The organism is Pseudomonas sp. TE3-3-F2023 (assembly GCF_036784815.1).
In the GTDB taxonomy this organism is placed as follows: Bacteria; Pseudomonadota; Gammaproteobacteria; order Pseudomonadales; family Pseudomonadaceae; genus Aquipseudomonas; species Aquipseudomonas pudica.
The window spans coordinates 2,391,325-2,416,562 of sequence record NZ_CP145113.1; the positions used below are offsets into that span (position 1 = coordinate 2,391,325).

Consider the following 25,238-nt stretch of genomic DNA (forward strand, 5'->3'; position numbering starts at 1 on the left):
GCAGGCAGTTGGTCAGCCCGGGTGCGAGAGCGAGGAAGCAGTTATGAGTAAAAAGCTTGACGGGCTGGAAGAGCCTTTCATCCGTTTGCGAAATGACAGGAAAGAGATCGATCTTGAGAAGTTGGGTACGGACAAACTGGAAACTGTCATCAAGTACGACGGCATGGACACGACACATGTAGTTTCTACCGATTGGTGGGGCGTAAACGCTTCCGGCGAGTCTTTTGATGACAAGGGTGACCATTTCCCTTCGGAGGATGACGTAAAGAATGGGCTTAAGGTATTCATCAGAAATGATATTGTTAAGGCGGCCAAAGACGGCGAGTCACTTTATTCCTATACCGTGGACACCGGGACCGAGATCCTGAAGTCACGTCGGGTGTTCTCTTTCATTGGGGTAAGGGCAGCGGAAAATCCCGAGGGCTTGCCTGTCGCTCTCGCGCTTGAATCGCACAAACTGTACATACAACCCGATGATCTGGATGCGGCAGGGGTGACATTTGTCGTGCCTTCTTATCAAACGCAGACAATAGGTGACATCATCAAGTTCACCTTGATGGGGTTCGATGAGGATGGCAATCCGCAAACGCCTATCACCGATCAATTGGAGGTGACTAAAGAGCATCTGGATAACAAGGCCCTGACCTTCACCGTCGGCAAGAATGTGTTTCGGTTTATCGACCCAGGTCGTGCTGAAGTCGATTATGAAATTGATTTCGTTAATGGGAAAACAGCCAAGTCACCCAAGCAGATATTCGAAATCGACTCTGGCGCACCCTTGCCTGGTTACTTGCCTAAACCCATTATCGAAGGCCATGTTCCGGGTGACGAACTGCACCCTGAACACTTCAGGAATGGTTTGACGATCGTCGTGAAGGGTTACCCCGACATGGCGATCGCGGATCGGGTCACGTTGAGCTGGCGTAGCCCTGTGCGCGATTTCCTGCAGACCATTCGCGTGGATGCCAGTACTGAAGTCGTAGGTGATGTCTCTTTTCATATCCCGTTCGATTACCTGGCCGAGAACCAGGGAGCGACCGTCAGGCTTTCCTACCATTATGGCCGTGAAGGCGCCGGGCAGCGTTCACTCGAGCTGTCGGTCAAGATAGGCATCATGCGCGTACTGTCTGCTCCGGCCGTCATCAAGGCAACCGCGGACGGAAAGGACCGCGGCACACTGGATGCCAACGATGGGCTCAGCGGGGTTTGGGTGAAACTCCCGGACGGCGTGCTGTTGTCGGGCGAACGGGCGGAAGTCGAATGGCGCGGCTGGCCTGAGTACGGCGAGTACACCGCCAAAACGCCCGATGTCGACAATCCGCTTCGCTTCCACATCCCGGCCGAATACGTGCCAGCCAACATGGGCCGGGGCCCGACCGATGAGGGCCGGCGTTTCGAAGTGGTGTACCTGGTATACGGCGATGGCGAACCGAGCGAGTCTGATCCCTATCACCTGCGTATCAAACCCTTGCTGATAGGTGAATATCCGCAAATTGAAATTGCATATCCGCCGGTGACTGCCCGTGACTTGCACTTGTCAGAAGTGCCTGAAGAGGGCGCCGATCTTGAATTGGATAATTGGGCATTTGCTCGCGAAGGCGATTTGATCGAGTTGTCAGTAACCGGTGTAACACTGCCTGATAAACCGGGCGAAGAGGACGGCGAGCTGAAAGAGATTATCCGTGATGCGTCTGAGCCTGTTACCGGGGAGGAGGCAGAAAATGGTATCAAGGCAAAATTGGACAAGCAAAAAATATTGAAAAGGCTGAAATTCGACATGCCCTTTACGTTGCATGTTCGGTTGAGCCTTGACGGTGGGGCTCATTACATCAATTTGAAGAGTTTGTCGCCTACTTTGAAACCTTGAGTTTCTTCAAGCCCAGTCGGGGGCAGGGGCAGCATGAGCCCGAAGGCCTGCACTGGGTGTTCATTATCGGAGGATACAGTAATGGCGCGACCCACGAGAGCACAGTTTCGTAAGTATATGGATCAGGGTCCATGCACGTTTGGATGGCATGCAGTGTTGATTTTGGACCGCTGGAGAACCAATGCGATACTGGCGCAGGAACATCTGGAATTTCTCATCGGCGGAGAATGGCTGCCTTTGATCAGTCTGAAAACCGACGTTGAGAATGGTGCTTGGCGTGAAATAGAGAACATGCAGTTGGATCGACCTGTTCTTTCCTTCGCAAACGCTGATCTTGCAACGTCAAAGGCCCGTTTGAGCATGAATGTGCTGGGTGGTCTTATCAAAGAGTATCGGCAATCTCCTGGTAGTGCTCAGCCGGAATTGATCAACTACTCCTTTATGGACCCCTTGACCGCACCCACGGTCCGCATGGATATATGGCTCAAGGAAACCGGTGACGGTTTGGTCAGTGAAGAGGGGGTTGTAATACTCGATCTATCGAATGGTATGGGATACACATTCGAGGCCACCGGCTGGGAAGAGATGAACCAGAAGCTGGGGGCGGCGATTCATAAATATTTTAAAGAAAAATGGCCGAAAGACAAGCAGGTATGGGAACTGAACGTTCTCAAACCTGTTGAGGGTGAGCTCAATCCTGCCAGGTTCCGGGTGCGCACGCACCCGCTGAAGGGGGCGAAGGAACTAAGTCAGGTCAGTGAGGAGGAAGTCCCTGAAGGGGCGATTTACGTGGGGATTTCTTTTTCGCCCTCCGTAGTTGGGAACTTTCCGGACAATAACAGTGATATTCCTTACTATCTGTTCGAGCCTGAAAATTCTAGTGATGCCCCCTACTCGATGGGTATCATATTGTCCAATGAAGCTTGGGTGCAGCAGGTCTTGGTCAAGCGAATCACGGCGATGCCGGAGTTTTCGGGGCTTGAGTACAAGCTGGAGCCTGATGTATTAGGTTTTTATCGGGAGATGACGTTTGATGCCTCTATTTTCAATATTCCCACCGAGGACATCGACTATGGAAAGGAACCAGGCTATACGGAAGGAGGGTGGACTTACAGTAAACAATATCATTCGGGGCTTAGTTTTAATGATGTGAAAATTTATATCAAATTTGGCGATGGTATGATTTCAATGGGTGTTGAGGTTGACACCCCTGTGCACTTTAAATGCACCTTTCTCAGTTGGGGCAGTGTGTGGACTGAAGCTGACCGCCCGGGCAGAGTAAAAATAAATTTCAAAAAATATTATCCGGTCAAGCTTCTGGATAATGGCTCGTTGAGAGTCGAAAGTGGGGCCGTTGTAGAGGAGGCGGATATTACAACGGATGTTGGGGTTGGCTTCAATATGGGGGCCAAATATTATGTGCTGACAAAATGTAAAAACGCATTCATTGACCCTATCCTAACTACGTTCAGAAGTATGACCAGCGCTCTGGATAATGCGGGTATAGAGGTGGATGTATTCCGCCTCAATGGTCTGATCTTCAGAAGCGAGGATGTTGCCACGCCTCGTGATGGCGAGTTCGCCGATGATTTCGCGCTGATGGGAGATCTGACCCCGAAATACGCTTTGGCATTGACTCCATTTGAAAAAACGATTGTATCAGGTGACACCTTCAAGTATGACGATTTGCCAGAAGACCTCGGCGAAGTGGTTTGGACGCTCAGGGCATTACCGAATGAGTCGTCCGAGAAACTTGGCACGATTGTAAAAGGGCTTTACACCCCACCATCGGCGAGTGAGATCGAGGGTGCCTACAAGCGAGTGATTGTTACGGCTACTGCTGGAGATAAACAGAGCAGCGCATTGGTGACCGTCGTGCCGGCCAGCATTTCCATATATCCATATTTCTTGGTTGCGCAGTTCGACCCGGATAAAGAAGACGTGCCGACCCCACGCTATCTTCTGGTAGGTGGTGACATCAAGAACGATCTGACCTGGTCCATGGCCGCCGGCAGCAAGGGTACCCAACGTGAGCCCATGGATGGCGACGGTCTGGATATTCCCGAGGGCAAGAATGTACGCGTTTATCTGTCCCCTAAAAGGGCGCCGGGGGAGCCTGGCGAGGTGGAGGCGCTTGTTCATCTTGACCGGGTGGAGGTTTCGGCCGGTGGGCTGAAACAGAGCATCGATATCATCTTACCTTGGAGTACCGCGTCGGGTTCTATCAAGGCCGTACAGGCTGAACACGGAGGCAAAAGGATCGTTAAGCTGGAACTCTGGTACTTCGATGCGGAGTATGGCGAGGAAGTTTCACTTGAACCTGCGGAAACAAAATGGGCCGTGCTGCGGGGAGAAGGCACCATCGATTCCAGTACGGGTTATTATGAGATACAAGACTCCGAGGGCCCTTATATCATTGTTGCGTCCCGAGAAAGGGTTAATGCACGTAACCCTATCTGGTCATACTCGGTCATAGTGTTGACCAACACCGCCAAGCGCGCCATTGCCGTTGAATCTAATGAGGAGAGGTCTGATCATGGCCGTTAATACTAAATCAGCATTGCTCTCTGAACTTGGCAAGGGGCCGATGAATTACGATTGGGGAGCGGTCCTTGCGCTTGGGCGTGATACGCTCACGGTATTACTGCAGAACACGTTTTCTGACCGCTTGAGCCAAAACGATTTCATTCCTCCCATTGCTGGGTCTTATTATCTTGATGAGCGTCGATATGACCAGTTGATTTTCGAAGGCCTGATGTTCGGCCCGCCGTCCTTGTCCTTTGAACAAGCCTCAGGCCAGACCAACAAGGTCGTTGTGCAGATGGAGCTGATTGCAGGGCGATGCGAGAACTGGTCGGTGGCTCCAGGTACGGTGAAACACCTGCGTAGGATTCATCGGCTGGTACCAGGCCTCGGCCAGCGGCTGGAGTTCCTGGCCAATCTGGTGATATTGCCGGTGGAGGCGCCGGGCGAGAGACAACTCCAGTTCGCACTCGATTTAGGCAGTGCAACGAATCCGAGCTGTAAGCTTTCGTCGGAAGCGGCAGAGCCGATGGGGGAATTCATGCTGAAGCAGCTGATGGCTCAATCAGCGTTCAAACAGCCGTTTGTGTTCTTGACCTCAATGCCGCACTTCAAGGATGCCTTCAGCGTTGTTGATATTACCCCTATTACCCAAAGGGCTCCGGAGGGTGCTGGCACCGGAAGTTCACCAGAGAGTGATGGGGCCGCCCTGTTCCTGATGCAAATGTCGGGTACAAGGGAAAGAGGCTTTATCCCTGGTGCGATGCCGTACCTGTTGCCGCGCAAGGTCGACAGCGTGGCTGAAAACGTGGGCGCTGCTTTGCTGGTTAGCAAGCTCAGGGCCCAGATTGCAACGGAGCAAAGCCGCCGGATCTGCTCGCAACTTGTTCTGCCTGGCGGGCAGACCCTGGATGTCTCCGAAGAGTATCGCCCTTACGACCTGATCGGTTTTGGTGATCTGAAGGCAAATGCCAGGATGGCTTGGCTTTCACCGGGCCTGAGCAGCATCGCAGCGGGCGAGCGTGTCACGTTCACGACCAACGGCGCCCAGATGTATGACTGGCAGGCGCGGGACATCTCTTTCCCCCGAGCTGCAGGGTCAGCTACCGACAAGGCCTACCAAGCCAGGCCCGTCGAGGAGAGTGGCAGCGCTCAGCGTGTAACGGTAGTGACGGCCAAGGTGTCGGGGGAGGCTGATGCTGCAGCGCGGTCAGCGTTGGTGATCGAGTCTGTGGAACCGCTGACGATTTCACCGCGCGTGACCACCTGGTATCCCAACTATTCGGACGAGATTGTCCTGCGTGCAACTGGCGGCAGCGGCCTCAATTGGAAATTGCTGGGGACTGAGTTCGGTACCATCGCGTATGACCGCAATGACCCTCGGGAAGCAACCTTCAAGCCAACAAGGTTGGATAAGCCACCCTTCGTCCGTGTGCAGCGTCTCGAAGTCAGCGAAGGCGACAAAACGGGCCATGCCACCATCGTACTGTTTGGGGTTGGCCACGTGCTCGACGTCGAGCCGTACCCTGTCCCGCGCATAGTGCCGGGCGCTATCCAGAGGTTCCGCCTGCCGGGGGATGCACCAGCTGATTGGCGCGTGTTTGGTCCCGGCGAAATCAGTGCCACAGGGGATTACACAGCACCGGCTTCAACCGACGAGGAAGCGAGTGTCGTCGTGGCATTTGACGGGCCTTCCGCCGGCGCGGTCATCATCGAGCACCAAACCCCTGCTCCGGCACAAGCGTTGGCGCTGAGCGAACGGTGGAAAACCCTCAAAGAGTTCAGCCTGCGGCTCAACAATAACAGTAGAAACCAAGTGTACGCCAACAGGCTTGGACAGGTTGGCATAGATGTTATTCTGCAAACTCAGTCGTTCAATGACGACTATGGCAACGAGGTGTGGGACCCGGTGGATGAAACGGAGCTCAATACACTGGTACTCCTGGATGAGGCTAACAACCCGGTGCCTTACTTGACGGGAGATCAACTAGGTATTCCGGAAGACAGCCCGAACAAGTGGATGTTCACCAGGCGGCGTCAGGACAGGTATGACTATATCCCAGTCAAGCCTGGACATGAGGTGGAGCCCAAGGACGAAGGCGTGGAGCGCATTCCGGGGGAAGATGAAGGTAGACGTGTCGTCACGTTCTATGTGCACTCACGCGTCGCGGAAACGGCGTATTTCAGGGCGAGATTCCAGGCGCATACCAAGAAAACGCATTACTCGATCGATACTCCGGTAGGTTTCGGTGAAATTCAGTTGGAGGGCATCAAGCCACTCGAAACAAGCCTGGAGTTGTTCAGTTTTCCAGAACTGGGCAAGCGCGTGGCGAGTGGGCCCGGTGAGGACATCAAGGACGATCGCTTCAATTATTACCACACGACCACCGATTACTGGGAGTTGACCGGTAGAGGGATTCGCTTCGTCGATGTCAAATTTGACACCTATTCGATGATCAAGTGGGAGTCGGAGCAACTCGATGAGACCTTCGTCAGTTTTACTGGCTGTGCGTTCAAACCATGGCGGCCTTATGATACAGCGGAGATACCACCAGGCGTGAATTACCAGGCTGAACTGCAACTGCTGGCTGCGGAGCCAACTGTCAACTTCAAGGGGCTTGATTATGACTTCAAAGGCCAGGAGGAGGTGACATCCGGTGCGCTGCTGTTTAGCTTGGAGCGCACTTCGAACCTGATCTATTGGGACGACTACCACGGTACTGAATACCGCAAGGTGTTGCAGGACGCCGTGAAGTTTACCGTAACGGACAATTATGGCAATCAACACAAGCTCAGGCTTCTGTTTTCAGGTTATGTAGACCCGCGAAATTACCTTGAGCTGAAAATGCAATAGTTACCCGTTGGCGCAAGCAGGCCTGCTGGTTTGCTTGTTCAGCGTGGCGCGGGCAGAGGGGCTGCATGGCAGCCCCTTTTTTATTGCGCAGGCAGGGGCATGCCTGCTTCGGTACCTGGTAAAAATGCTAGTTGTCACAGGTAGGGCAAGCACTTAGTTTTCTCGTCGAGCAGGTTCGGTTTCAGCTTTCCAACGAAGAGAGAAAATCATGAGCAGCTCCACAAAGAAACACTCGCCATCCGAATGGCTTCGTATCCAGTCTCGGCGTGCAATTGCGGCATGGCAACGTGATCGTCTTCCAGGGCTGCAAGGCGGTCTGGGTGACCTGATCATTGCTGATGCCTTGCTGGCCCATAAAGACAGCGGTCTGGTACGCAGTGAATACTTGAAGGATGACGCGCACGATTTTATCTTGAGCGTGCCCAAGTGGATTTTTTCCGAAAAGGACACGCTGCGTATCGAACATTCGCGCGATGAGCGAGTCTGGACGACGCTTTATGAGGAAGTGAAAGATTTCTACAATAACCCCGTCCCTAATCCTTATCCTATAAAGCTGGATAAAAACCATGATCAGATGCGCTTGGAGGGCACTCATTATTTTAGAACGTGGATCAAGAACGACTTTGACGATATTTCGACTTCGGATTCGCTGGTCTTGATTTTTGATACGGTACCGCCTTACAAGCATCTGGCACCCACTCCATTCGCCCCTGTTCCGGCGGTGACTGATGCGTCCTTGGCGGCTGCCGGTGGCAAAGTGATCCTTCAGTTGCCCGAGCATAAAGATTGGGAAGAAAGGGATACCGCCTATGTGTACTGGATGAACCGTATTCCCGATAAGTTCGAGGATTTTGACCCGCCCGTTACGCAGCTTGTAACAACCGGCAAAGGGCAGCCCGTAGAGATCGATGCGAGTGTTGTTCAAGCGGTGGGCGATGGTGGTGTGTTCACGGCATATGTTCTGGTTGACCAGGCTGGCAACGTCAGTCTCCCTTCCATCTACCAGAGCGTGGCAGTGGCACTTGGCACGCTACCCACGGTTTTTGAAGATCCCATTGTACCGCTTGCCAAGGCGGAAGACGGTTACCTGATCGACCAGCTTGACGCCGAAGCAGGTGTTGAAGTCTGGGTCAAGGCGGATGTCGCTTTGAAAAGCACCGATCTCGTTGTAGTCAAATGGCAGGGAGCGGAACTGCCGGCCGAAATGGTTGGCTCTGCACCAGGAGAGTACATTCGGATCAGGGTGCCCGATGATGTCTTGTTGAAAGAGTACGGCTCGGGCCCAGGCGAGGTGGCTACCAAGGTCAGTTATACACTGCTGCGGGGTACCCACCCGATGGGCGGTGCCGATACCGATATCTTTGTCAATTTCGAAACCCTGTATCCGGGAGCCCCTGATCCGGAGTGGCCGCTGCCTATTCATCCAGATGCGACAAAGCCAGTTGTTACCGGTCCGAAGAGTGGCCTGCGTGATGAACTGGATGACAAGGATACTGGCGAGGATGCTTTGCTGGAGTTTGAGCTTTTCAGTTTTGCCAAACCAGATGACGAACTATTTTTTTACTGGGGTGGAGAAGAGGCCGTCACCTATAAGGTAAAAGATACAGATAATCCCGGCGACTCAATCAAGGTGCCTAATGTGCCTTGGGATACTATTCTCAAGGTGGGCAATCACCCCGCTGTTCCTGTGTACTATGAGGTCTGGCGATCCGGTGTGCCTAATCCCGTGCGGTCTGCTGTTACCGAGGTCAAGGTCGATGCGATTGTCATTAAGGCGCCAGACGCAAAATTTGATCACCTGAACAGTGGTGCGGTCACCTGTGCCAGTATTCAGGCAACGAAAGATCACCCTGACGGGGCTGCGGTCGAAGTGCTGATTCCGGATCTCAGCGAATACCTGGATTACGGTAACTTCACCAAAATAAGAGTTCATTGGTGGGTTTATCGCGGTCGCACGCCTGTTGATCCTGAGGAGATCATTGAAAAAGTGACGATTGAAGAAGAGGTTGATATCGATGAGGATCATCCTGTTACTGGTTTCACCTACCGTATTCCTTATGCTACAAACGTGCTTCCCACTTACGAAGGATCAGAAGACCCGGAATACACAAGGTCGAGGGCGAATTTCGAATATACGATTCTAACGGATAAAGAGATCCCATCAGGAGTGACCAAGGTCCTGCTTGCTTTCATTCCATCATCGGGCGTTTGCGATATCAGTCGCTGATCCGTTACTGGGTGGGTCGCGCATTGTGCATGAAGCGCTGTGCGCGATGTCAGTCTTTTCTCTGGTATTTGTAGGATTTTTCCTATGCATCGGTGTTTTTCTTCCCTGTAGCTTGGCTGAGGTTGGTACTTGCCTGTGGGTTCCCTGTGTTCGCCAAGGTTGTGCCTGAACTTGAGCCGCATGAGAGCTTTGATATGAAGAGCACGTTTAGTGTGCAGAGGTTTTACCGAAGCGTGGCCTGTTGCGTAACAGTGCTGCCCTTTGGTTTGTACGGTGCCAATCTACTGGCAGCCCAGCAGATCATCGAGCGTGACACGGTCATTGACGCTTCCAGTCCCCTGGTTGGCTATCAGGTGTTGGATGGGGCGAAGCTGACCGGAAATGGCGCATCTACCCAGCACATTTTCTTGCGTGAGGGAAGTGAACTGGAGTTCAACGGCAGTTCGATCGTTGCAGCGGACGATGGTGTGTTGATGGAGGGGGGCTCGCTAGCCCGGATCAATGGCAGCACCATCGCCAGCGAGGGTACCGGCCTGGCCTTGGCGCGCAGCAGTGCTGGCGGTTCGGCGGCCTGGCTGAGCGGCAGCACCGTCACTGGCAAGCTGAGGGGCGCGCAGGTCGCCAGCACGTCGGAGCTGCACCTCGCTGGCAGCAGGGTGCAGGGCATGGGCCCGGGCAGTGCCGGCGTGCGGATGTTCAATGGCTGGCTCGACGTGCAGGGTAGTCAGGTCATCGGTGCCCAGGAAGGCATTCTGGTCAATGCCGACGGCACTACGGGGCAGGCTCGCATTGACCTGGACGGGTCGCAGGTCGTCGGGCAGGATGGGGCCGCCATCGTTGTGGAAGGCGGCAGGCTGGGCGCGGCGACCGCGAAGATCACGGTCAGCAACGGCTCGCAACTGAGCGGTAGCAATGGCAGCCTGCTTGAAGTGCGTAACCAGTCGAATGCCGAGCTGGTTGTCGAGAACAGCAACCTCGAGGGCAACGTTCGCGCTGAACAAGGCTCCAGCGCTACCGTCACGCTCGACAAGCAGGCCACCCTCACCGGGCAGTTGGAAAATGTCGGGAAGCTGACCATTGGCAATCAGTCACGCTGGACAATGGTCGATGACGCCGCCGTGGGTGACCTGGCCCTCGATGGCGGCACGGTGCAGTTCGGCAAACCCACCGAGTACCAGCGCCTGACACTCGGCAGCCTGCGGGGAAATGGCATTTTTGCCATGGATGCGGACTTTGCCAGCGGAAAAACCGACTTTCTCGATATCACGGGCACATCCAGCGGCAACCATGGTTTGTTGATTGGCAGCAGCGGGGAAGAGCCACAGCAGGAAGGCAAGTTGAAAGTGGTGCAGACGGCAGATGGTGGCGCCTCGTTTTCGTTGATCAACGGGCCGGTGGATCTGGGGGCGTTTTCCTACGAGCTGACCAAGCAGGGCAACGATTGGTGGCTGGATGGCTCGCGCAAGATCATCAGCCCGGGCACCCGTTCGGTGCTGGCTTTGTTCAACACTGCGCCCACTGTCTGGTATGGCGAGCTGACCAGCCTGCGCAGCCGCATGGGGGAATTGCGCCTGGATGATGGCAAGGCTGGTGGCTGGATGCGTGCGTACGGCAACAAGTATGACGTGGCCGCCAGCTCGGGCGTTGCTTACAAGCAAACCCAGCAAGGCTTCTCGCTGGGGGCCGATGCACCGCTGCCCATTGGGGACGGGCAATGGCTGCTCGGTATGCTGGCTGGCCATAGCCGCTCGGACCTGGACCTGAGCGGTGGCACCAGTGGCGAGATCGACAGCTACTACGTGGGGCTGTACAGCACCTGGCTGGACCGTAGCAGCGGCTATTACTTCGATGGTGTGCTGAAATTCAACCGCTTCGATAATGATTCGAAAGTGGCGCTGAGTGACGGCACACGCACCAAGGGGCATTACAACAACCATGGTGTTGGCGTGTCGGCCGAATTCGGGCGCCATATCGAATGGGAGCACGGCTATTTCTTCGAGCCATTCACCCAGTGGGCCACCGCCTACATACAAGGCAAGAACTATCAGCTGGATAACGACCTGCAGGCCGAGGGTGATGCCGTACGCTCGCTGCTGGGCAAGGCGGGGGCAACGTTCGGCCGCAACTTCGAAATGCAGCAGGGACGTGTCATTCAGCCCTACCTGCGGGCGGCCTACGCCCATGAGTTCATCAACAACAACGATGTGAAGGTCAACCAGAACCGTTTTGCCAATGACCTGTCGGGGTCGCGCCTGGAACTGGGGGCGGGGCTGGCGGTAACGGTTGCAGAGCGCCTGCAGATGCACGTCGACCTCGACCACAGCCGTGGCGAGCACGTCGACCAACCCTGGGGTGTGAACCTGGGCGTGCGTTACAGCTGGTAAACACCAACCGTGGGGGCCGTCGAGGCCTCCACTTCGGGAGAGCGAAGCCGATGAGTACCCTGCCAAGCGAGCCTGGGGCGTTGCTGGAGCCTGTAGATGTCCCGGCGCTGCTCGAAGATATCGACGGCGGCGAGAAAAACCTGCTGCCGGTCACCGCAACGCAGCAGCCCCTGCGCGTCATCGTGCCCATGTGGCCGATATCCGATCCGCGACCTGGAGAGCCCGAATGGCTTACGCTGTTCTGGGATGAGTTCCCGGTTGTGAAAGACAAGAAGTGGGAAACCCCGGTACAGCCCGAGGACCTCATACTGAGCGTTCCAAAAGAACGACTTGTCGCTGGGCCCCATCAATTGCGTTATGAGGTGACCAACGCCTTTTGTGATATGAGCCCATCGGATACGCTGACCGTGTTTATTGACCTTACCCCGCCTGCACTGGGCGCGAACCAGGGCATGCTGACGGTGTTGGAAGACCCGGACGAGATCGAGCGTGACGGCCTCACCGAGCGCTACCTGAGAAACCACGGCCAGCGCTTGCGCACCGAGGTAGCCCGCTACACAACGCCTGCTGTCGGTGACAGGATCATCTACTACTGGGATACCGAGCCTTTTGAAGAGAACGATGTCGGTGAATTCGTCATTGACGACACTGACGGGCCGTTCTACATCGATTTCGACGGTGAAATGATTGTCCGGTTCGGCGATGGGGACCGTTACCTGTACTATGCGATCAAGGATAGGGCAGGCAACCTCAGTGCGTTTTCCAAGCCTCTAAAGTTGCGGGTCTCGGCCGCCACGCGAACCTTTCCGCTAGCGAGCATTCCCCAGGCGGAGGGAAGAGACGATGATCTGCGCCTTGCGCTCGATGACCTGGAGCCCCCACTTCTGGTCGTGGTGCCGGCTTCGGCTGTGGTCTACCCGGATGAGCGGCTGCGGGTGGAGTGGGGGAAACCCGGCGATCCTGGTTACTACTCAGCCACGACTGGTTATCAGGGGCGGGAGCGTGAGTTCGAGATTCCGCTGCCAAACGTCCTGGCTCAAGGGGGGCTCAGCCTTGAAGTAAGATTTGTTGCGTCTGGCGACAAGCGTCTCGATTACCCATCGCCACCGGTCAATCTGTACATTTCGCGCGTAAGCGAAGGGTTGCCCAGAGTCGAGTTGGAAGGCGTCAGCGATAAGAGCCTGGAACTTTCCAAGGCGCCAGCCCATATTCCGGTAAAGGTGGGGACCTGGCGATTTATGCTTGAAGGGCAGTTGGTCGACATATGGGTGACTGGGGTCTTGGCTGACGATAACCAGGCAGAGCCATTCCAGGTGCTCAAAGACTACGTAGTCAAGACCGCTGATCTATCCGAAGGCATAGGTACAGGTAACGACGTCGTCCTGCACAGGTCCTTCCTGGAGACGCTGAAAGTCGACTTGCCATTCACCTTGCACGTCGAGGTCAGGTTTGCCGTACAAGGCGTTCCGGTGTCGTTCCCGAAGTTGAGCCCGAAATTGTTACCCTGAACCGAAATACTTTTCACAGGCCGGAAACCGGCGCTGTCACTTCTCTCGTGGTGCCGCCGTAATCGTTGATGGTTGTGAAGAATACCTGCATGCCTGGGGCCAATGCCGACGTTGGCAGGTCGTAGGCCTGGGTGCTTTGGGGGGCTACCATCTCTCGTGCCTGGATGCTTTTGCGCGCAGTGGATTGGCCCACCTGGAGGTTCCTGAAGGTGTAGTGGTAGGGCGAGGGGTTGTGCACGGCCAGCTGTGCCTTGCCGTCGTTGTGTTGTACCGACCATTGCAGGGCGTTCAAACCGTCCTGCACAGAACCCTGCAGGCCCACAGGGCGGTAGAACAGCTTGATCCGGGTGCGCAGTGCAATGGTCAGGGTGTTCGCCTGTTCATCCTGCACCTGGGGGATTTCCTGCACATTGAAGAAGAACAACGACTCTCTGTCATCTGGCAGGTCATTGGGCAGGCGATTGATCTGTACGGTCTGTTCTTTGCCCGGGTCAAGTCGGAACAAGGCGGGTGAGGCTATCAATGGAACGGCGATGCTACCGTCGTCCACGTCGGTATTCACCCAGCTTTGCACTGCGAACGCCTGGGTGCTGGGGTTGGCAACGGTGATCGAACTGCTTTGCTTGTCGCTTGCCTGCACGATGCGTGTGGCGCTGATGGTGAGCGCCGCCTGGGCCGAGGAGATGAATGCGCTAGTGACGGCTGTGGCAAGGACAATCTGACGCAATGGGGAAGTAGGCATGAAAAGTGATCTGACAAAGGCATGGAAACAAGCGCAGCGAGCCGCGCTTGTCGTGTTCGGGTTTAAGGAATGGCAACCGTGAAGCTCACGCTGGAAGCGATTGTTCCCTCGGTCACTTTCTTTGTAGTGTGGAGATTGGTGTTGAAATTCATTTCAGTGGGTTTTGCAGGGTCCAGAGTGTAACTGGCAGACGGGGTGCCAGGATCGAGCTGAGCGCCGCTCGCGTCGTAGATGGCAATCGCAAAGCCCTCACTGTAGCCGACGCCCGTTTGCAGGCCATACAGCTTGCCCGATGGGTCGGGATAGTTGGCATTGAAGGTGACGGTCGTGTCGGGCGGTATGCTGGCGCAAGTAGCAGGGTCGATACTCAGCACGAACCGTTTCTTCGCCGTTTGTAGGCCGGCGCTAGCGTAGTCCTTGGCCTGGAAGTCGCCAAAGTTGATCATCGGCAGGGGAGAGCCGCCTGGGTTGACGATGCTGATTGGGCAGGTGCCGCCATCCGTCACGGTGCCTTCGAAGTTGATGACGCCAGTATTGGCCGTGGCCGAACTGCAGGCCAGGCCAAGCGTGCAAAGTGCAAGGATACGTTTCATGGTGCGATCCAGATAGGGAGTTGACGTGTTGGTGTATGTCGAGCCGGCGTCCAGGGGCTGGAAGTCGGCTCGGCATGCGTAAGCCTATCGTCGATCGCAAAAGGCAAGCTGTAAGGGAAGTCGCATTGCTGCGTGGAGAACGCGCCGCGACAGGTGTCGTAAGGGGTAGAGAGGGTATTACCGGGCCGCCGACATCAGCTGTTTTTGTACATTCCAGTCGAAGGATTCGCCGTTCTGCTCGGCTTCATGGCGCCGCTCTTCAAGTTGCTGATAGAGGTTCAACTCTTCATCGGGCATGAAGTGCAGGCAATCACCGCCAAAGAACCAGAGCAGGTCGCGCGGTACAAGGTGGGCGATTTGCGGATAGCGCTGGATGACCTGGCAAAGCAGGTCCTGCCCCAGGTACTGGCTATGCAGTGGATCCTGAGGCAGCAGGTTCAGCAGTTCGTCGAAGCGCTCGAGGAACAATGCATGGCTTTCTTCTGGTACCTGCTCGGCCTCGGCCACAGCCACCAGAATGGTGCGCAGATGCTGCAGCAACTGCAGGTGATATTGCAGGTGGGGGGTGGCCATGATGCGGTCCTCGACTAGCTCAAAAGTACGAGTATACCCCAATGAGGTTCGCCTACCTGGACAGCGTGCAGTTGGTTTGCGTGCTCGGAGGCCTGTCATTTTTGCCAGTGGAAAGAAATAGGCGAAGCGATTTCAAATGGTGCCAGGTCATCTGGCCTGAACTGGAGAGCATCATGTATCGCGCAAATTATCTGGTACCGAATGCGGCGTTTCCCATTGCCTATGGTCAGGTGTGGTACACCCTGCTGAACGATTGCTGGAAGGCATATTACGCAAAGCATGAGTTTACGCCGGGCGAAGCACTCCTGCTCGACAGGCAGGCCGATGCCCATGTGCATAAAGTGGCGTCCGTGGTTTTTGGCCATCCGCAACTGGCATGGTCGGACAACTTCGTCGTAATGAAAAAACGGCTGCTGAGCGAGCGTGAGGTTGCGTTTCGCCTGGAGCCGGGGCGCAGTGTCGGGTGGTTGAGTGAAATCAGGGATAACGGCTATGACGGCAGCCAGGTCCTGACGATCAAGGCCGACACGCCTGGCAGCTCTGTCGCTTATCGCGCTGATGGCTCTGTTCGCCTGGGGTGGGGAGTAGAACCGGATTTTTCGTTTACCGGCGAAGACACGCTGCGGTTGAAACTGAAGCGGGGTTATCAAACCAAGCGCGGTGTCGACCTTTATTCCTTTGAGCAGCCTATAAAAAACACCTTGCGTGAGTTGAGTGTTTTCTTCCAGCCGTACAATCAGGGAACGGCAATGGCCTTCCAGTATTTCACCCCAGGTTTGCTGGCTGGGCAGGAACCGGGCCCGCTGCCTTTGTCCGAAACCGTGCTCGTGGATAACGTCGTGGTGTTCCTGTTCAGCGAGCAAGCATTTCCTGAAGTGAAGCAGGGCAAGGCTCCTGAAGATGAAACCTGGCTTCCCACTCTGGTTTTCCCGCCTCCCCGGCTCAGGAGGAAAGATGGTTCCTACGAATCCTCATTAGGTGCCTATGGCACGGAATACCATTCCCCCCGGGAGCAATTCTCTCAGGGTGAAGGCGTTCGGCCACAAAAGCTTGCATTGACGCTCGACCCCTTGGTGCGTGTCGTTGCGATTGGCGAAGATAAACAGGCTGTGCTGTTACAGCCAGGTCCCGATACGGCGGCCTGGGTTCTGGAAGGCGAGCGGCTGGGGCGCCTGGAGACAGAAGGTAGCACCCGGTACTATTACCCTCCTGCTGGTCCTGGATCTGGTGCGGTTCAGAGTACGAAAAACAAGACCGGTCGCCCGGCCGCTGTTATTTCCAGCGTCCCTAAATGGTTCACGGTTGATATGGTCAAAGCCACGCAAAATGGCGAAAGCGCATACTCGACATTTGCTACATATCATGCGCCGCAAACGCATTATTTGAAGGCTTCCCTGGAAAACGGCAAGTTCAAACTTGAACTCTGGTACTACGACGTTGAGGAGCGCAAAGACCTGCCGGTCCCGGAAGGTGATACCGAGTGGGGTGTCGTTTCGGGTAATGGCACTTTATCGCCTTCGGGTGTGTTCAACCCGGCCGCCAGCAATCCATCCTCCTTCTCTGTCGTCTGGGCGCGGGACACGAGCGACCCCCGCCTTCTGTTATGGGCGTTCACCGTTATCCCCATGCCGCTCTACTCGCCCGAGGAGGCTGTAGCGCTATATAACGGTTGATACTTTGTTCCTGCTTGCAACATCTCGACAGAGCCGTTTTGCGGCTCTGTCGGCACTCTGACTTTCTGCCTAAGCTCAGCGAATGCATCCTGGTTTGGGGTTCAGCTGATCTTTGTCGAAGGCGTCCACATCGATTACTTTCCGGCGCGCCTGTTCAGCTTCCATCAGGTGTTGCCCCTCAGCCGGCTGCAGAAGGCCCACTTCGATGGCGGCTTCGACCGTGGCCTGACCATGGCCTGGCGTGAACTTGCCGTCCTTGATGGCCTGATGCAGCCTTTTTTGCACAGGGGCGGTTTCGTCCAGCAAATCACTGGCCCGCTGCAACGCCGCAACCGGGTCGCCTTCGGCCTGTGGCCTGAAGCATCCCGCTAACAGCTCCTCCAGTGCCGGGTCGCCTTTGCTGCGGCCGATCAGTGCGGCGACTTCGGCATCCAGTTCATCGCTCGGCCCGGTATGGCGGCGGCCGAAGGGGAATACCAGCACGCGCAGGGCACAGCCGACGAAGCGGTTGGGGAAGTTGTCCAGCAGGCGGTCCAGGGCGTTTTCCGCCTGGCCCAGGCTTTCTTCCACGGCCCAGCGCAACAGTGGCTGCATGTGCTCCGGTGAACCCAGGTCGTGATAGCGCTTGAGGGCGGCGCTGGACAGGTACAGGTAGCTGAGCACGTCACCCAGCCGTGCGCTCAGGCGTTCGCGGCGCTTGAGCGCACCGCCCAGCAGCATCATCGACAGGTCAGCCAGCAGGGCGAAGGCCGCGGCCTGGCGGTTGAGCGCCCGGAAGTAACCTTGGCTCAAGGCATCGCCTGGTACGCTTTCCAGGCGGCCCAGGCCGAGGTTCAACACCAGCGTGCTGGCCGCGTTGCTCGCGGCGAACATGATGTGTTTCATCAACAGGTCGTCGAATTCCCTCAATGCCTGATCGCGGTCCTCGCGCCCGGCCAGGGCCATTTCCTTGAGCACGAACGGGTGACAGCGGATGGCACCCTGGCCGAAGATCATCAGGTTGCGCGAAAGAATGTTGGCGCCTTCGACGGTGATGAAGATCGGCGCCCCTTGCCAGTTGCGCCCCAGATAGTTGTTTGGCCCCATGATGATGGCCTTGCCGCCGTGCACGTCCATGGCGTGCTTGATGCACTCGCGGCCACGCTCGGTGAGGTGGTACTTGAGGATCGCCGACAGCACCGAAGGCTTCTCGCCCAGGTCCACGGCCTTGGCGGTCAGCAGCCGTGCGCTGTCCATCAGCCAGGCATTGCCGCCGATGCGTGCCAGCGACTCCTGGATACCTTCGAAGGCAGCCAGGGGAACATTGAACTGTTCGCGTATGTTGGCGTACTGGCCAGTGACCAGGCTGGTGTACTTGGCAGCGCCGGTACCCACTGCGGGCAGGGAGATGGAGCGGCCGACCGACAGGCAGTTCATCAGCATCATCCAGCCCTTGCCGAGCATGGCCTGGCCACCGATGAGGAAATCCAGCGGCACGAATACGTCCTTGCCGCTGTTGGGGCCGTTCATGAACGCGGCGCCCAGTGGCAGGTGGCGTTTGCCGATTTCGACGCCGGGCGTGTCGGTAGGGATCAGCGCCAGGCTGATACCCAGTTCTTCCTGCTCGCCCAACAGGTGGTCCGGGTCGTAGGCCTTGAACGCCAGGCCCAGCAGGGTGGCGACGGGCCCGAGGGTGATATAGCGCTTTTCCCAATTCAGGCGCAGGCCGATGACCTCTTCGCCGTTCCATTGCCCCTTGCAGACCACCCCGGTGTCAGGCATGGCGCCAGCATCGGAGCCGGCCAGCGGGCCAGTGAGGGCGAAGCAGGGGATTTCATCTCCACGCGCCAGGCGTGGCAGGTAGTGGTTGCGTTGTTCGTCAGTGCCGTAATGCAACAGCAGTTCGGCCGGGCCGAGCGAGTTGGGCACCATCACGGTGGAGGCCAGGTCGCCGCTGCGGGTGGCCAGTTTCATCGCCACCTGGGAGTGTGCGTAGGCTGAAAAGCCCTTGCCGCCGTATTCCTTGGGGATGATCAGGGCGAAGAAGCCATGCTGCTTGATATGTGCCCAGGCTTCGGCCGGCAGGTCCATGTCCTGGCCGATCTGCCAGTCGCTGACCATGGCGCACAGCTGTTCGGTCGGGCCATCGATGAAGGCCTGTTCTTCTTCGGTCAGCTTCGGCGCCGGGTATTCGAGCAAGGTGCGCCAATCGGGGCGGCCGCTGAACAGTTCGCCGTCCCACCATACGGTGCCGGCGTCGATCGCCTCGCGCTCGGTTTGTGACATCGGCGGCAGGGTGCGCTGGAACCACTTGAACACGGGGCCTGTGAATACCTTGCGGCGCCATTCCGGCAGCGCCACCAGGGCGACCTTCAGTGCCAGCACTATCCAGAGCAGGGTCAGCAGCCAGCCAGGAGCGCTGCTGAAAATGCCCATCAGCAGTACATAGCCCGCCATGATGCCGAGAATCTGCAAGGGCGCCAGGCGCCGGTGCGTGAGGTACGCCGCGCCGATCACCAGCACTACCAACCACAACAGCAACATAATCGGTCCTCCTTGGAACCAGGGGGGGCTTGAGCCGTCTCAGACAGCTTAGACGCAACGCTGTGAACGGCAGGGTCAGAACAGTGACAGGGTGTAGCGGTGGGAGTTTCCGATGTTTGCCTGTACCGGCCTCTTCGCGGGTAAACCCGCTCCCACAGGTACTGCACCGCTCTGAGATCGGGTGGGATCCTTGTGGGAGCGGGTTTACCCGCGAGGAGGCCGGTACAGGCGATAAAACTCTGGAGTAGACTGTGCCTCCTCCGCATTCATAAGGACGTTGCCATGCTGAAGATCTGGGGCCGCAAGAATTCGAGCAATGTACGCAAGGCGCTGTGGATCGCCCACGAACTGGGCCTGGACTTCGAATCCATCGACGCCGGCGGCGCCTTCGGCGTGGTCAACGAGCCACACTACCGTGCCCGCAACCCCAACGGCCTGGTGCCGATGCTGGAAGACGGCGACCTGACCCTGTGGGAGTCCAATACCATCGTCCGCTACCTGTGCGCCGAATACGGTGCGGAGCAGGGCTGGTACCTGGACGACCCGCGTCAGCGCGCCCTGGCGGACAAGTGGATGGACTGGACCACCTCGTCCTTCGCCACGCCGTTCCGCCCACTGTTCTGGGGCCTGTTGCGCACCCCGGAAGACCAGCGCGACTGGGTGGCGATCAACGCTGCGCACAAGCAATGCGCCCAGCTGCTGGCCATTGCCGACGAAGCCCTGGCCAAACAACCGTACCTTTCCGGTGACCAGATCGGCATGGGCGACATCCCACTGGGTAGCTTCATCTATGCCTGGTTCGAAATGCCCATCGAGCGCCCGGCGATGCATAACCTGGAGGCCTGGTACGAGCGCCTGAAAGCCCGCCCTGCATACCAGGCAGCGGTAATGACTGCGCTGACCTGATCGAACACCACGGCTACTTCGATAGTCATTATCAATACACATGACTGTACTTGTGCGGCCAGGCCAAGCACCATTGGCCGCACTCACTGCGCCAGTGCCTTTACCTGGCGTGTCCTGCACCTTTTTCTCGGTAAGTGACCCGCTATGAGTTCCGCCCTGTCCATCCGACAGCTGACCAAGACCTACGGCAACGGCTTCCAGGCCCTCAAGGGTATCGACCTGGATGTTGCCGAAGGCGACTTCTTCGCCTTGCTCGGCCCCAACGGCGCGGGCAAGTCCACCACCATCGGCATCCTCTCCACCCTGGTCAACAAGACCAGCGGCACGGTCAACGTGTTCGGCCACGACCTGGACCGCGAGCCGTCGGCGCTAAAACGCTGCCTGGGCGTGGTGCCGCAGGAGTTCAACTTCAACCAGTTCGAGAAAACCTTCGACATCGTCGTGACCCAGGCCGGTTACTACGGCATCCCGCCCAAGGTGGCCAAGGAGCGTGCCGAGCAGTACCTGACCCAGCTCGGCCTGTGGGACAAGCGTGACGTGCAGTCGCGTTCGCTGTCGGGGGGCATGAAGCGCCGCCTGATGATTGCCCGCGCGCTGATCCACGAACCGCGCCTGCTGATTCTCGACGAGCCCACAGCCGGTGTGGACATCGAACTGCGCCGTTCGATGTGGAGCTTCCTCACCGAGCTGAACCAGAAGGGCATCACCATCATCCTCACCACCCACTACCTGGAAGAGGCCGAGCAGCTGTGCCGTAACATCGGCATCATCGACCACGGCACCATCGTCGAGAACACCAGCATGCGCCAGTTGCTGGGCAAGCTGCATGTCGAAACCTTCGTCCTCGACATCAAGCAGGACCTGGCCACTGCACCGGTGCTGCAGGGCTACCCGTGCCGGCTGCTGACCCCGCACACCCTGGAAGTGCAGGTGGACAAGGACATTGGCATCACGGCGTTGTTCGGCCAGCTGGCGCTGCAGAACATCGAGGTACAGAGCCTGCGCAACAAGACCAACCGACTCGAGGAGCTGTTCGTGTCCCTGGTGGAAAAAAACCTGTCGAAGGTGGCCGTATGAGTGTGGAACTGCGCACCAACTGGGTCGCCCTGAACACCATCGTCTACCGCGAAGTGCGGCGCTTCCTGCGTATCTGGCCGCAGACCCTGCTGCCGCCGGCGATCACCATGGTTCTGTACTTCGTCATCTTCGGTAACCTGATCGGCCGGCAGATCGGCGACATGGGTGGCTTCACCTACATGGAATACATCGTGCCGGGGCTGATCATGATGTCGGTGATCACCAACTCCTACGGCAACGTGGTGTCGAGCTTCTTCGGCAGCAAGTTCCAGCGCTCCATCGAAGAGCTGATGGTGTCGCCGGTTTCGCCACACACCATCCTCGTCGGTTACGTGCTGGGTGGCGTGCTGCGTGGCCTGGCGGTGGGCGTGATCGTGACCTTCCTGTCGCTGTTCTTTACCCACCTGCAGGTGCACCACCTGGGCGTGACCGTGGTCGTGGTGCTGCTGACCGCCACCATCTTCTCGCTGCTGGGCTTCGTCAATGCGGTGTTCGCGCGCAACTTCGACGACATTTCGATCATCCCTACCTTCGTGCTGACGCCGCTAACCTATCTGGGCGGGGTGTTCTACTCGATCAACCTGCTGCCGCCGTTCTGGCAGACCGTGTCGCTGGCCAACCCTGTGCTGCACATGGTCAACTCGTTCCGCTACGGCATCCTAGGGGTGTCGGATATCAGCATTGGCACGGCGATTACCTTCATGCTGGTCGCTACCGCTGTGCTCTACGTGGTGTGCGTTCGCCTGCTGGTCAGCGGCCGCGGCATGCGTGCCTGAAGCCTTGCACCGGCATTGGCGCAGACGCCACTGCCGGCCCACCCACCAGCGCCAGTAGAGCATGGTGGTGAAGTAGCCAAGGATGCCCAGCACCACCCCGCACACCACTGAGCCGAGCAGGAAGGGTTGCCACAGCGTCGACAGCTGGTCGGTGATCCATTGGAAAGTCAGCTCGTCGGGCAGGGTGCGCGGCGGCACCTGCATCAGCCAGGCGCCGGTCATGTAGGTGACGAAGAACACTGGCGGCATGGTCAGCGGGTTGGTCAGCCAAACCAGGCTGACCGCGATCGGCAGGTTGCCGCGCAGCGGAATGGCCAGTGCGGCGGCCAGCAGCATCTGCGCTGGCATCGGGATCAGCGCCGCGAACAGGCCAACGCCCATGGCCCTCGCCACCGAATGGCGGTTCAGGTGCCAGAGGTTCGGGTCATGCAGCAACTTGCCGAAAAAGCGTAAGGACTTGTGTTCCCGAATACTGGTCGGGTCCGGCATGTAGCGTTTGAAAAGTCGGCGCGGCATGTAGGCTCCCGGAGCGTTGACCTGGGCAGTATGCCCTGATTCCCGTTCAGCCTCGTTTAGAGTTTGTGACAATTGTTGAGCAAGCGCTGCCGGCAATTGGGCTATGCCTCAGAAGGTGATTTCGCTTCTGGAGCTCTACTTCTATGCGCACAGGGATGCTTGCGCTCGCGCTCGGGCTGTTGTGCCTGGGCTTTCTCCCCGCATTGCCATCGGTCGGATGGCTGGTGCTGCTGGCTATAGCCGGTGGCGTCGGCCTTTTCACCCGGCTGTGGCCGTTGGGCTGTTTTCTGTTGGGTTTGTGTTGGGCCTGCTGGTCCGCGCAGCAGGCGCTGGATGACCGCCTGGCCGCCGGGCTGGATGGCCGCACCCTGTGGCTTGAAGGCCAGGTGGTCGGCCTGCCGACCCGGACTGCGCAAGGTGTGCGCTTCGAGCTGGATGCGCCCCGCTCGCGGCGGGCAGAACTGCCGCAGCGCCTGCAACTGAGCTGGTTCGACGGGCCGTCGCTGCGGGCGGGCGAGCAGTGGCGGCTGGCGGTGACCTTGCAGCGCCCGGCCGGGCTGCTCAATCCGTATGGGTCAGACCGGGAGGCGCAACTGCTGGCGCGCCGGGTTGGGGCCACCGGCACGGTCAAAGCCGGGCAGTTGCTGGCGCCTGCAACCGGCGGTTGGCGCGATGCGCTGCGCCAGCGCCTGCTGGCAGTCGAGGCCCATGGCCAGCAGGCAGCGTTGGTAGCGCTGGTTATTGGCGACGGGGCGGGTCTGGCCCGGGAGGACTGGCAAACGTTGCAGGCCACCGGCACGGTGCACCTGCTAGTGATTTCGGGCCAGCACATCGGCCTGGTTGCCGGCTTGCTGTATGGCCTGGTTGCCGGGCTGGCGCGTTGGGGGCTGTGGCCCGCTCGGCTGCCCTGGCTGCCCTGGGCGTGCGGCCTGGCCATGGCTGCGGCACTGGCCTACGGTTGGTTGGCTGGTGGCGGTGTACCGGTGCAGCGTGCCTGCCTGATGCTGGCCGTGGTGTTGCTCTGGCGCCTGCGTTTTCGCCACCTTGGTGCGGCCTTGCCGTTGCTGCTGGCGCTGGTTGCCGTGCTACTGGTGGAGCCGTTGGCCGCGCTGCTGCCCGGGTTCTGGCTGTCGTTCGCGGCCGTGGCCACGCTTGGTTATTGCTTCAGTGCACGCCTGGGCGGCTGGCGGCCCTGGCAGGCCTGGACGCGGGCGCAATGGGGGATTGCCATCGGTTTGCTGCCGGTGCTGCTGGCTACGGGCTTGCCGGTGAGCGTAAGTGCGCCGCTGGCCAACCTTGTTGCGGTGCCGTGGGTCAGCCTGGCGGTGCTGCCGTTGGCATTGCTGGGGGCCTTGCTGCTGCCGCTGGGCGAGGTAGGGGAGGTGCTGTTGTGGCTGGCGGGTGGTTTGCTCGACGTGCTTTTCCGGCTGCTGGAGTTGGTGGCCCAACAGCAGTCGGCGTGGCTGCCAGCCGTTCTGCCATTGTGGGCCTGGCTGCTGGTGTGCCTGGGTACGCTGCTGGTTTTGATGCCCCGTGGCGTGCCACTGCGCGGGTTGGGGGGCGTGATGCTGCTGGCGCTATGGGTACCCCGGGAGACGCTGCCGTTCGGCCAGGTCGAGGTCTGGCATCTGGATGTCGGTCAGGGGCTGGCGGTACTGTTGCGCACCCGGCATCACAACATGCTGTACGACGCAGGGCCGGCCAGGGGAGAGAGCGACCTGGGCGAGCGGGTGGTGTTGCCGACCTTGCGCAAGCTGGGGGTGGGTAGCCTGGACCTGATGCTGGTCAGCCACGCCCATGCCGACCACGCCGGTGGTGCTGGCGCAATCCTGCGTGGCTTGCCGGTCAAACGGGTGATCGGCGGCGAAGTGCTGGATGACATGCAACTGCAACCTTGTGCCAGTGGCGAGCAATGGATGTGGGATGGCGTGCGCTTTTCGCTATGGCGCTGGGCTGATGGGCAGAGCAGCAATGACCGCTCCTGTGTGTTGCTGGTCGAGGCACAAGGTGAGCGATTGTTGCTGGCGGGTGATATGGAAGCCGGTGCCGAACGGGCCTGGCTGGCGGCCACAGAAGCGCCGTGGATCGACTGGTTGCAGTCGCCGCACCATGGCAGCCGCAGTTCATCCAGCGAGGCCTTCATCCGCGCCACGGCGCCGCGCGGGGTACTGATTTCGCGCGGGCGCAACAACAGCTTCGGGCACCCGCACGCGCAGGTGGTCGAACGTTATCGGCGGCATGGGGTGGTGATGCATGACACGGCGGAGCAGGGGGCGTTGCGGTTGGTGCTGGGGAGGCTGGGGGAGGTCGAGAGTGTGCGCCGACAGAGGCGTTTCTGGAGGGATGCGGTCGGTGGCTGAGCTGGCCCTTTCGCGGGTAAACCCGCTCCCACAGGTACTGCACCGAACCGGAGGATGGTACAAAACCTGTGGGAGCGGGTTTACCCGCGAAAGGGCCAGTTCAGCCACCCGACAGCTCAAGGTAGAAACCGGGTAG

The 25,238-nt window shown here is 58.2% G+C and carries 15 protein-coding genes and 1 pseudogene; 11 read left to right on the forward strand and 5 right to left on the reverse strand.

What is annotated here, in order from left to right; genetic code table 11:
- Window positions 1-43 precede the first annotated feature (43 nt).
- The 6 genes from V3314_RS10910 to V3314_RS10935 all read left to right on the forward strand — a co-directional run bounded on the left by V3314_RS10910 (window position 44) and on the right by V3314_RS10935 (window position 13,363).
- Window positions 44-1,867 carry a hypothetical protein gene (locus tag V3314_RS10910; protein WP_338460204.1) on the forward strand — a complete coding sequence of 608 codons (1,824 nt, stop codon included), beginning with the start codon at window positions 44-46 and terminating at the stop codon, window positions 1,865-1,867.
- 153 nt (window positions 1,868-2,020) lie between these two features.
- On the forward strand, window positions 2,021-4,414 hold the full coding sequence (locus V3314_RS10915; protein WP_338460205.1) for a hypothetical protein: 2,394 nt from the start codon (window positions 2,021-2,023) through the stop codon (window positions 4,412-4,414).
- Entirely contained in the window at window positions 4,404-7,244 is a 2,841-nt protein-coding gene (locus V3314_RS10920; RefSeq protein WP_338460206.1) for a hypothetical protein, read from the forward strand. The genes V3314_RS10915 and V3314_RS10920 overlap by 11 nt, the downstream gene beginning before the upstream one ends.
- 208 nt (window positions 7,245-7,452) lie before the next feature.
- On the forward strand, window positions 7,453-9,471 hold the full coding sequence (locus V3314_RS10925; RefSeq protein WP_338460207.1) for a hypothetical protein: 2,019 nt from the start codon (window positions 7,453-7,455) through the stop codon (window positions 9,469-9,471).
- A gap of 407 nt (window positions 9,472-9,878) precedes the next feature.
- Window positions 9,879-11,855 carry an autotransporter outer membrane beta-barrel domain-containing protein gene (locus tag V3314_RS10930; RefSeq protein ID WP_338460208.1) on the forward strand — a complete coding sequence of 659 codons (1,977 nt, stop codon included), beginning with the start codon at window positions 9,879-9,881 and terminating at the stop codon, window positions 11,853-11,855.
- 50 nt (window positions 11,856-11,905) lie between these two features.
- Window positions 11,906-13,363: a hypothetical protein gene (locus V3314_RS10935; protein WP_338460209.1), complete on the forward strand. Its 1,458-nt coding sequence runs from the start codon at window positions 11,906-11,908 to the stop codon at window positions 13,361-13,363.
- A gap of 13 nt (window positions 13,364-13,376) precedes the next feature.
- Here V3314_RS10935 and V3314_RS10940 read toward each other — a convergent pair whose 3' ends face one another.
- From V3314_RS10940 to V3314_RS10950, 3 genes are all read right to left on the reverse strand, one after another.
- The gene (locus V3314_RS10940; RefSeq protein ID WP_338460210.1) at window positions 13,377-14,105 is read right to left on the reverse strand and encodes a molecular chaperone; all 729 of its coding nucleotides are present in this window, start codon (window positions 14,103-14,105) and stop codon (window positions 13,377-13,379) included.
- Between the two features lie 62 nt (window positions 14,106-14,167).
- A complete protein-coding gene (locus V3314_RS10945) occupies window positions 14,168-14,698 on the reverse strand; it encodes a fimbrial protein (protein WP_046617064.1) in 531 nt (176 codons plus the stop codon).
- A gap of 177 nt (window positions 14,699-14,875) precedes the next feature.
- Entirely contained in the window at window positions 14,876-15,271 is a 396-nt protein-coding gene (locus tag V3314_RS10950; RefSeq protein WP_046617065.1) for a PA2817 family protein, read from the reverse strand.
- Window positions 15,272-15,312: 41 nt separating this feature from the next.
- Here V3314_RS10950 and V3314_RS10955 point away from each other — a divergent pair, with 41 nt between their 5' ends.
- Complete coding sequence (locus V3314_RS10955) at window positions 15,313-16,944, forward strand: hypothetical protein (RefSeq protein ID WP_046617066.1); 1,632 nt, start codon at window positions 15,313-15,315, stop codon at window positions 16,942-16,944.
- Between the two features lie 75 nt (window positions 16,945-17,019).
- Here the strand turns inward: V3314_RS10955 and V3314_RS10960 are convergent, their stop codons facing one another.
- Window positions 17,020-19,467, reverse strand: coding sequence for an acyl-CoA dehydrogenase (locus tag V3314_RS10960; protein WP_046617067.1), 2,448 nt, complete (start codon window positions 19,465-19,467; stop codon window positions 17,020-17,022).
- Window positions 19,468-19,749: 282 nt separating this feature from the next.
- On the opposite strand from V3314_RS10960, the gene V3314_RS10965 reads away from it, so the two are divergent.
- From V3314_RS10965 to V3314_RS10975, 3 genes are all read left to right on the forward strand, one after another.
- Window positions 19,750-20,373: a glutathione S-transferase gene (locus V3314_RS10965; RefSeq protein ID WP_046617068.1), complete on the forward strand. Its 624-nt coding sequence runs from the start codon at window positions 19,750-19,752 to the stop codon at window positions 20,371-20,373.
- Between the two features lie 144 nt (window positions 20,374-20,517).
- Window positions 20,518-21,450 carry an ABC transporter ATP-binding protein gene (locus V3314_RS10970; RefSeq protein ID WP_046617069.1) on the forward strand — a complete coding sequence of 311 codons (933 nt, stop codon included), beginning with the start codon at window positions 20,518-20,520 and terminating at the stop codon, window positions 21,448-21,450.
- Complete coding sequence (locus tag V3314_RS10975; protein ID WP_046617070.1) at window positions 21,447-22,226, forward strand: ABC transporter permease; 780 nt, start codon at window positions 21,447-21,449, stop codon at window positions 22,224-22,226. Before V3314_RS10970 ends, V3314_RS10975 begins: the two co-directional genes overlap by 4 nt.
- Before the next feature lie 9 nt (window positions 22,227-22,235).
- On the opposite strand, the pseudogene V3314_RS10980 reads toward V3314_RS10975, so the two are convergent.
- A pseudogene (locus V3314_RS10980) lies at window positions 22,236-22,742 on the reverse strand (DUF2062 domain-containing protein); the annotation flags it as partial.
- Between the two features lie 143 nt (window positions 22,743-22,885).
- Between V3314_RS10980 and V3314_RS10985 the strand changes: the two are divergent.
- A complete protein-coding gene (locus V3314_RS10985; RefSeq protein ID WP_338460211.1) occupies window positions 22,886-25,102 on the forward strand; it encodes a DNA internalization-related competence protein ComEC/Rec2 in 2,217 nt (738 codons plus the stop codon).
- The last annotated feature ends 136 nt before the right edge of the window (window positions 25,103-25,238 follow it).

What these genes read in the sequence shown, in the direction of transcription:
- V3314_RS10910 (WP_338460204.1), top strand. Translation starts at nt 44, where the DNA reads ATGAGTAAAAAGCTTGACGGGCTGGAAGAGCCTTTCATCCGTTTGCGA.
- V3314_RS10920 (WP_338460206.1), top strand. Translation starts at nt 4,404, where the DNA reads ATGGCCGTTAATACTAAATCAGCATTGCTCTCTGAACTTGGCAAGGGG.
- V3314_RS10925 (WP_338460207.1), top strand. Translation starts at nt 7,453, where the DNA reads ATGAGCAGCTCCACAAAGAAACACTCGCCATCCGAATGGCTTCGTATC.
- V3314_RS10935 (WP_338460209.1), top strand. Translation starts at nt 11,906, where the DNA reads ATGAGTACCCTGCCAAGCGAGCCTGGGGCGTTGCTGGAGCCTGTAGAT.
- V3314_RS10940 (WP_338460210.1), bottom strand. Translation starts at nt 14,105, where the DNA reads ATGCCTACTTCCCCATTGCGTCAGATTGTCCTTGCCACAGCCGTCACT.
- V3314_RS10945 (WP_046617064.1), bottom strand. Translation starts at nt 14,698, where the DNA reads ATGAAACGTATCCTTGCACTTTGCACGCTTGGCCTGGCCTGCAGTTCG.
- V3314_RS10950 (WP_046617065.1), bottom strand. Translation starts at nt 15,271, where the DNA reads ATGGCCACCCCCCACCTGCAATATCACCTGCAGTTGCTGCAGCATCTG.
- V3314_RS10955 (WP_046617066.1), top strand. Translation starts at nt 15,313, where the DNA reads ATGAGGTTCGCCTACCTGGACAGCGTGCAGTTGGTTTGCGTGCTCGGA.
- V3314_RS10960 (WP_046617067.1), bottom strand. Translation starts at nt 19,467, where the DNA reads ATGTTGCTGTTGTGGTTGGTAGTGCTGGTGATCGGCGCGGCGTACCTC.
- V3314_RS10965 (WP_046617068.1), top strand. Translation starts at nt 19,750, where the DNA reads ATGCTGAAGATCTGGGGCCGCAAGAATTCGAGCAATGTACGCAAGGCG.
- V3314_RS10970 (WP_046617069.1), top strand. Translation starts at nt 20,518, where the DNA reads ATGAGTTCCGCCCTGTCCATCCGACAGCTGACCAAGACCTACGGCAAC.
- V3314_RS10975 (WP_046617070.1), top strand. Translation starts at nt 21,447, where the DNA reads ATGAGTGTGGAACTGCGCACCAACTGGGTCGCCCTGAACACCATCGTC.
- V3314_RS10985 (WP_338460211.1), top strand. Translation starts at nt 22,886, where the DNA reads ATGCGCACAGGGATGCTTGCGCTCGCGCTCGGGCTGTTGTGCCTGGGC.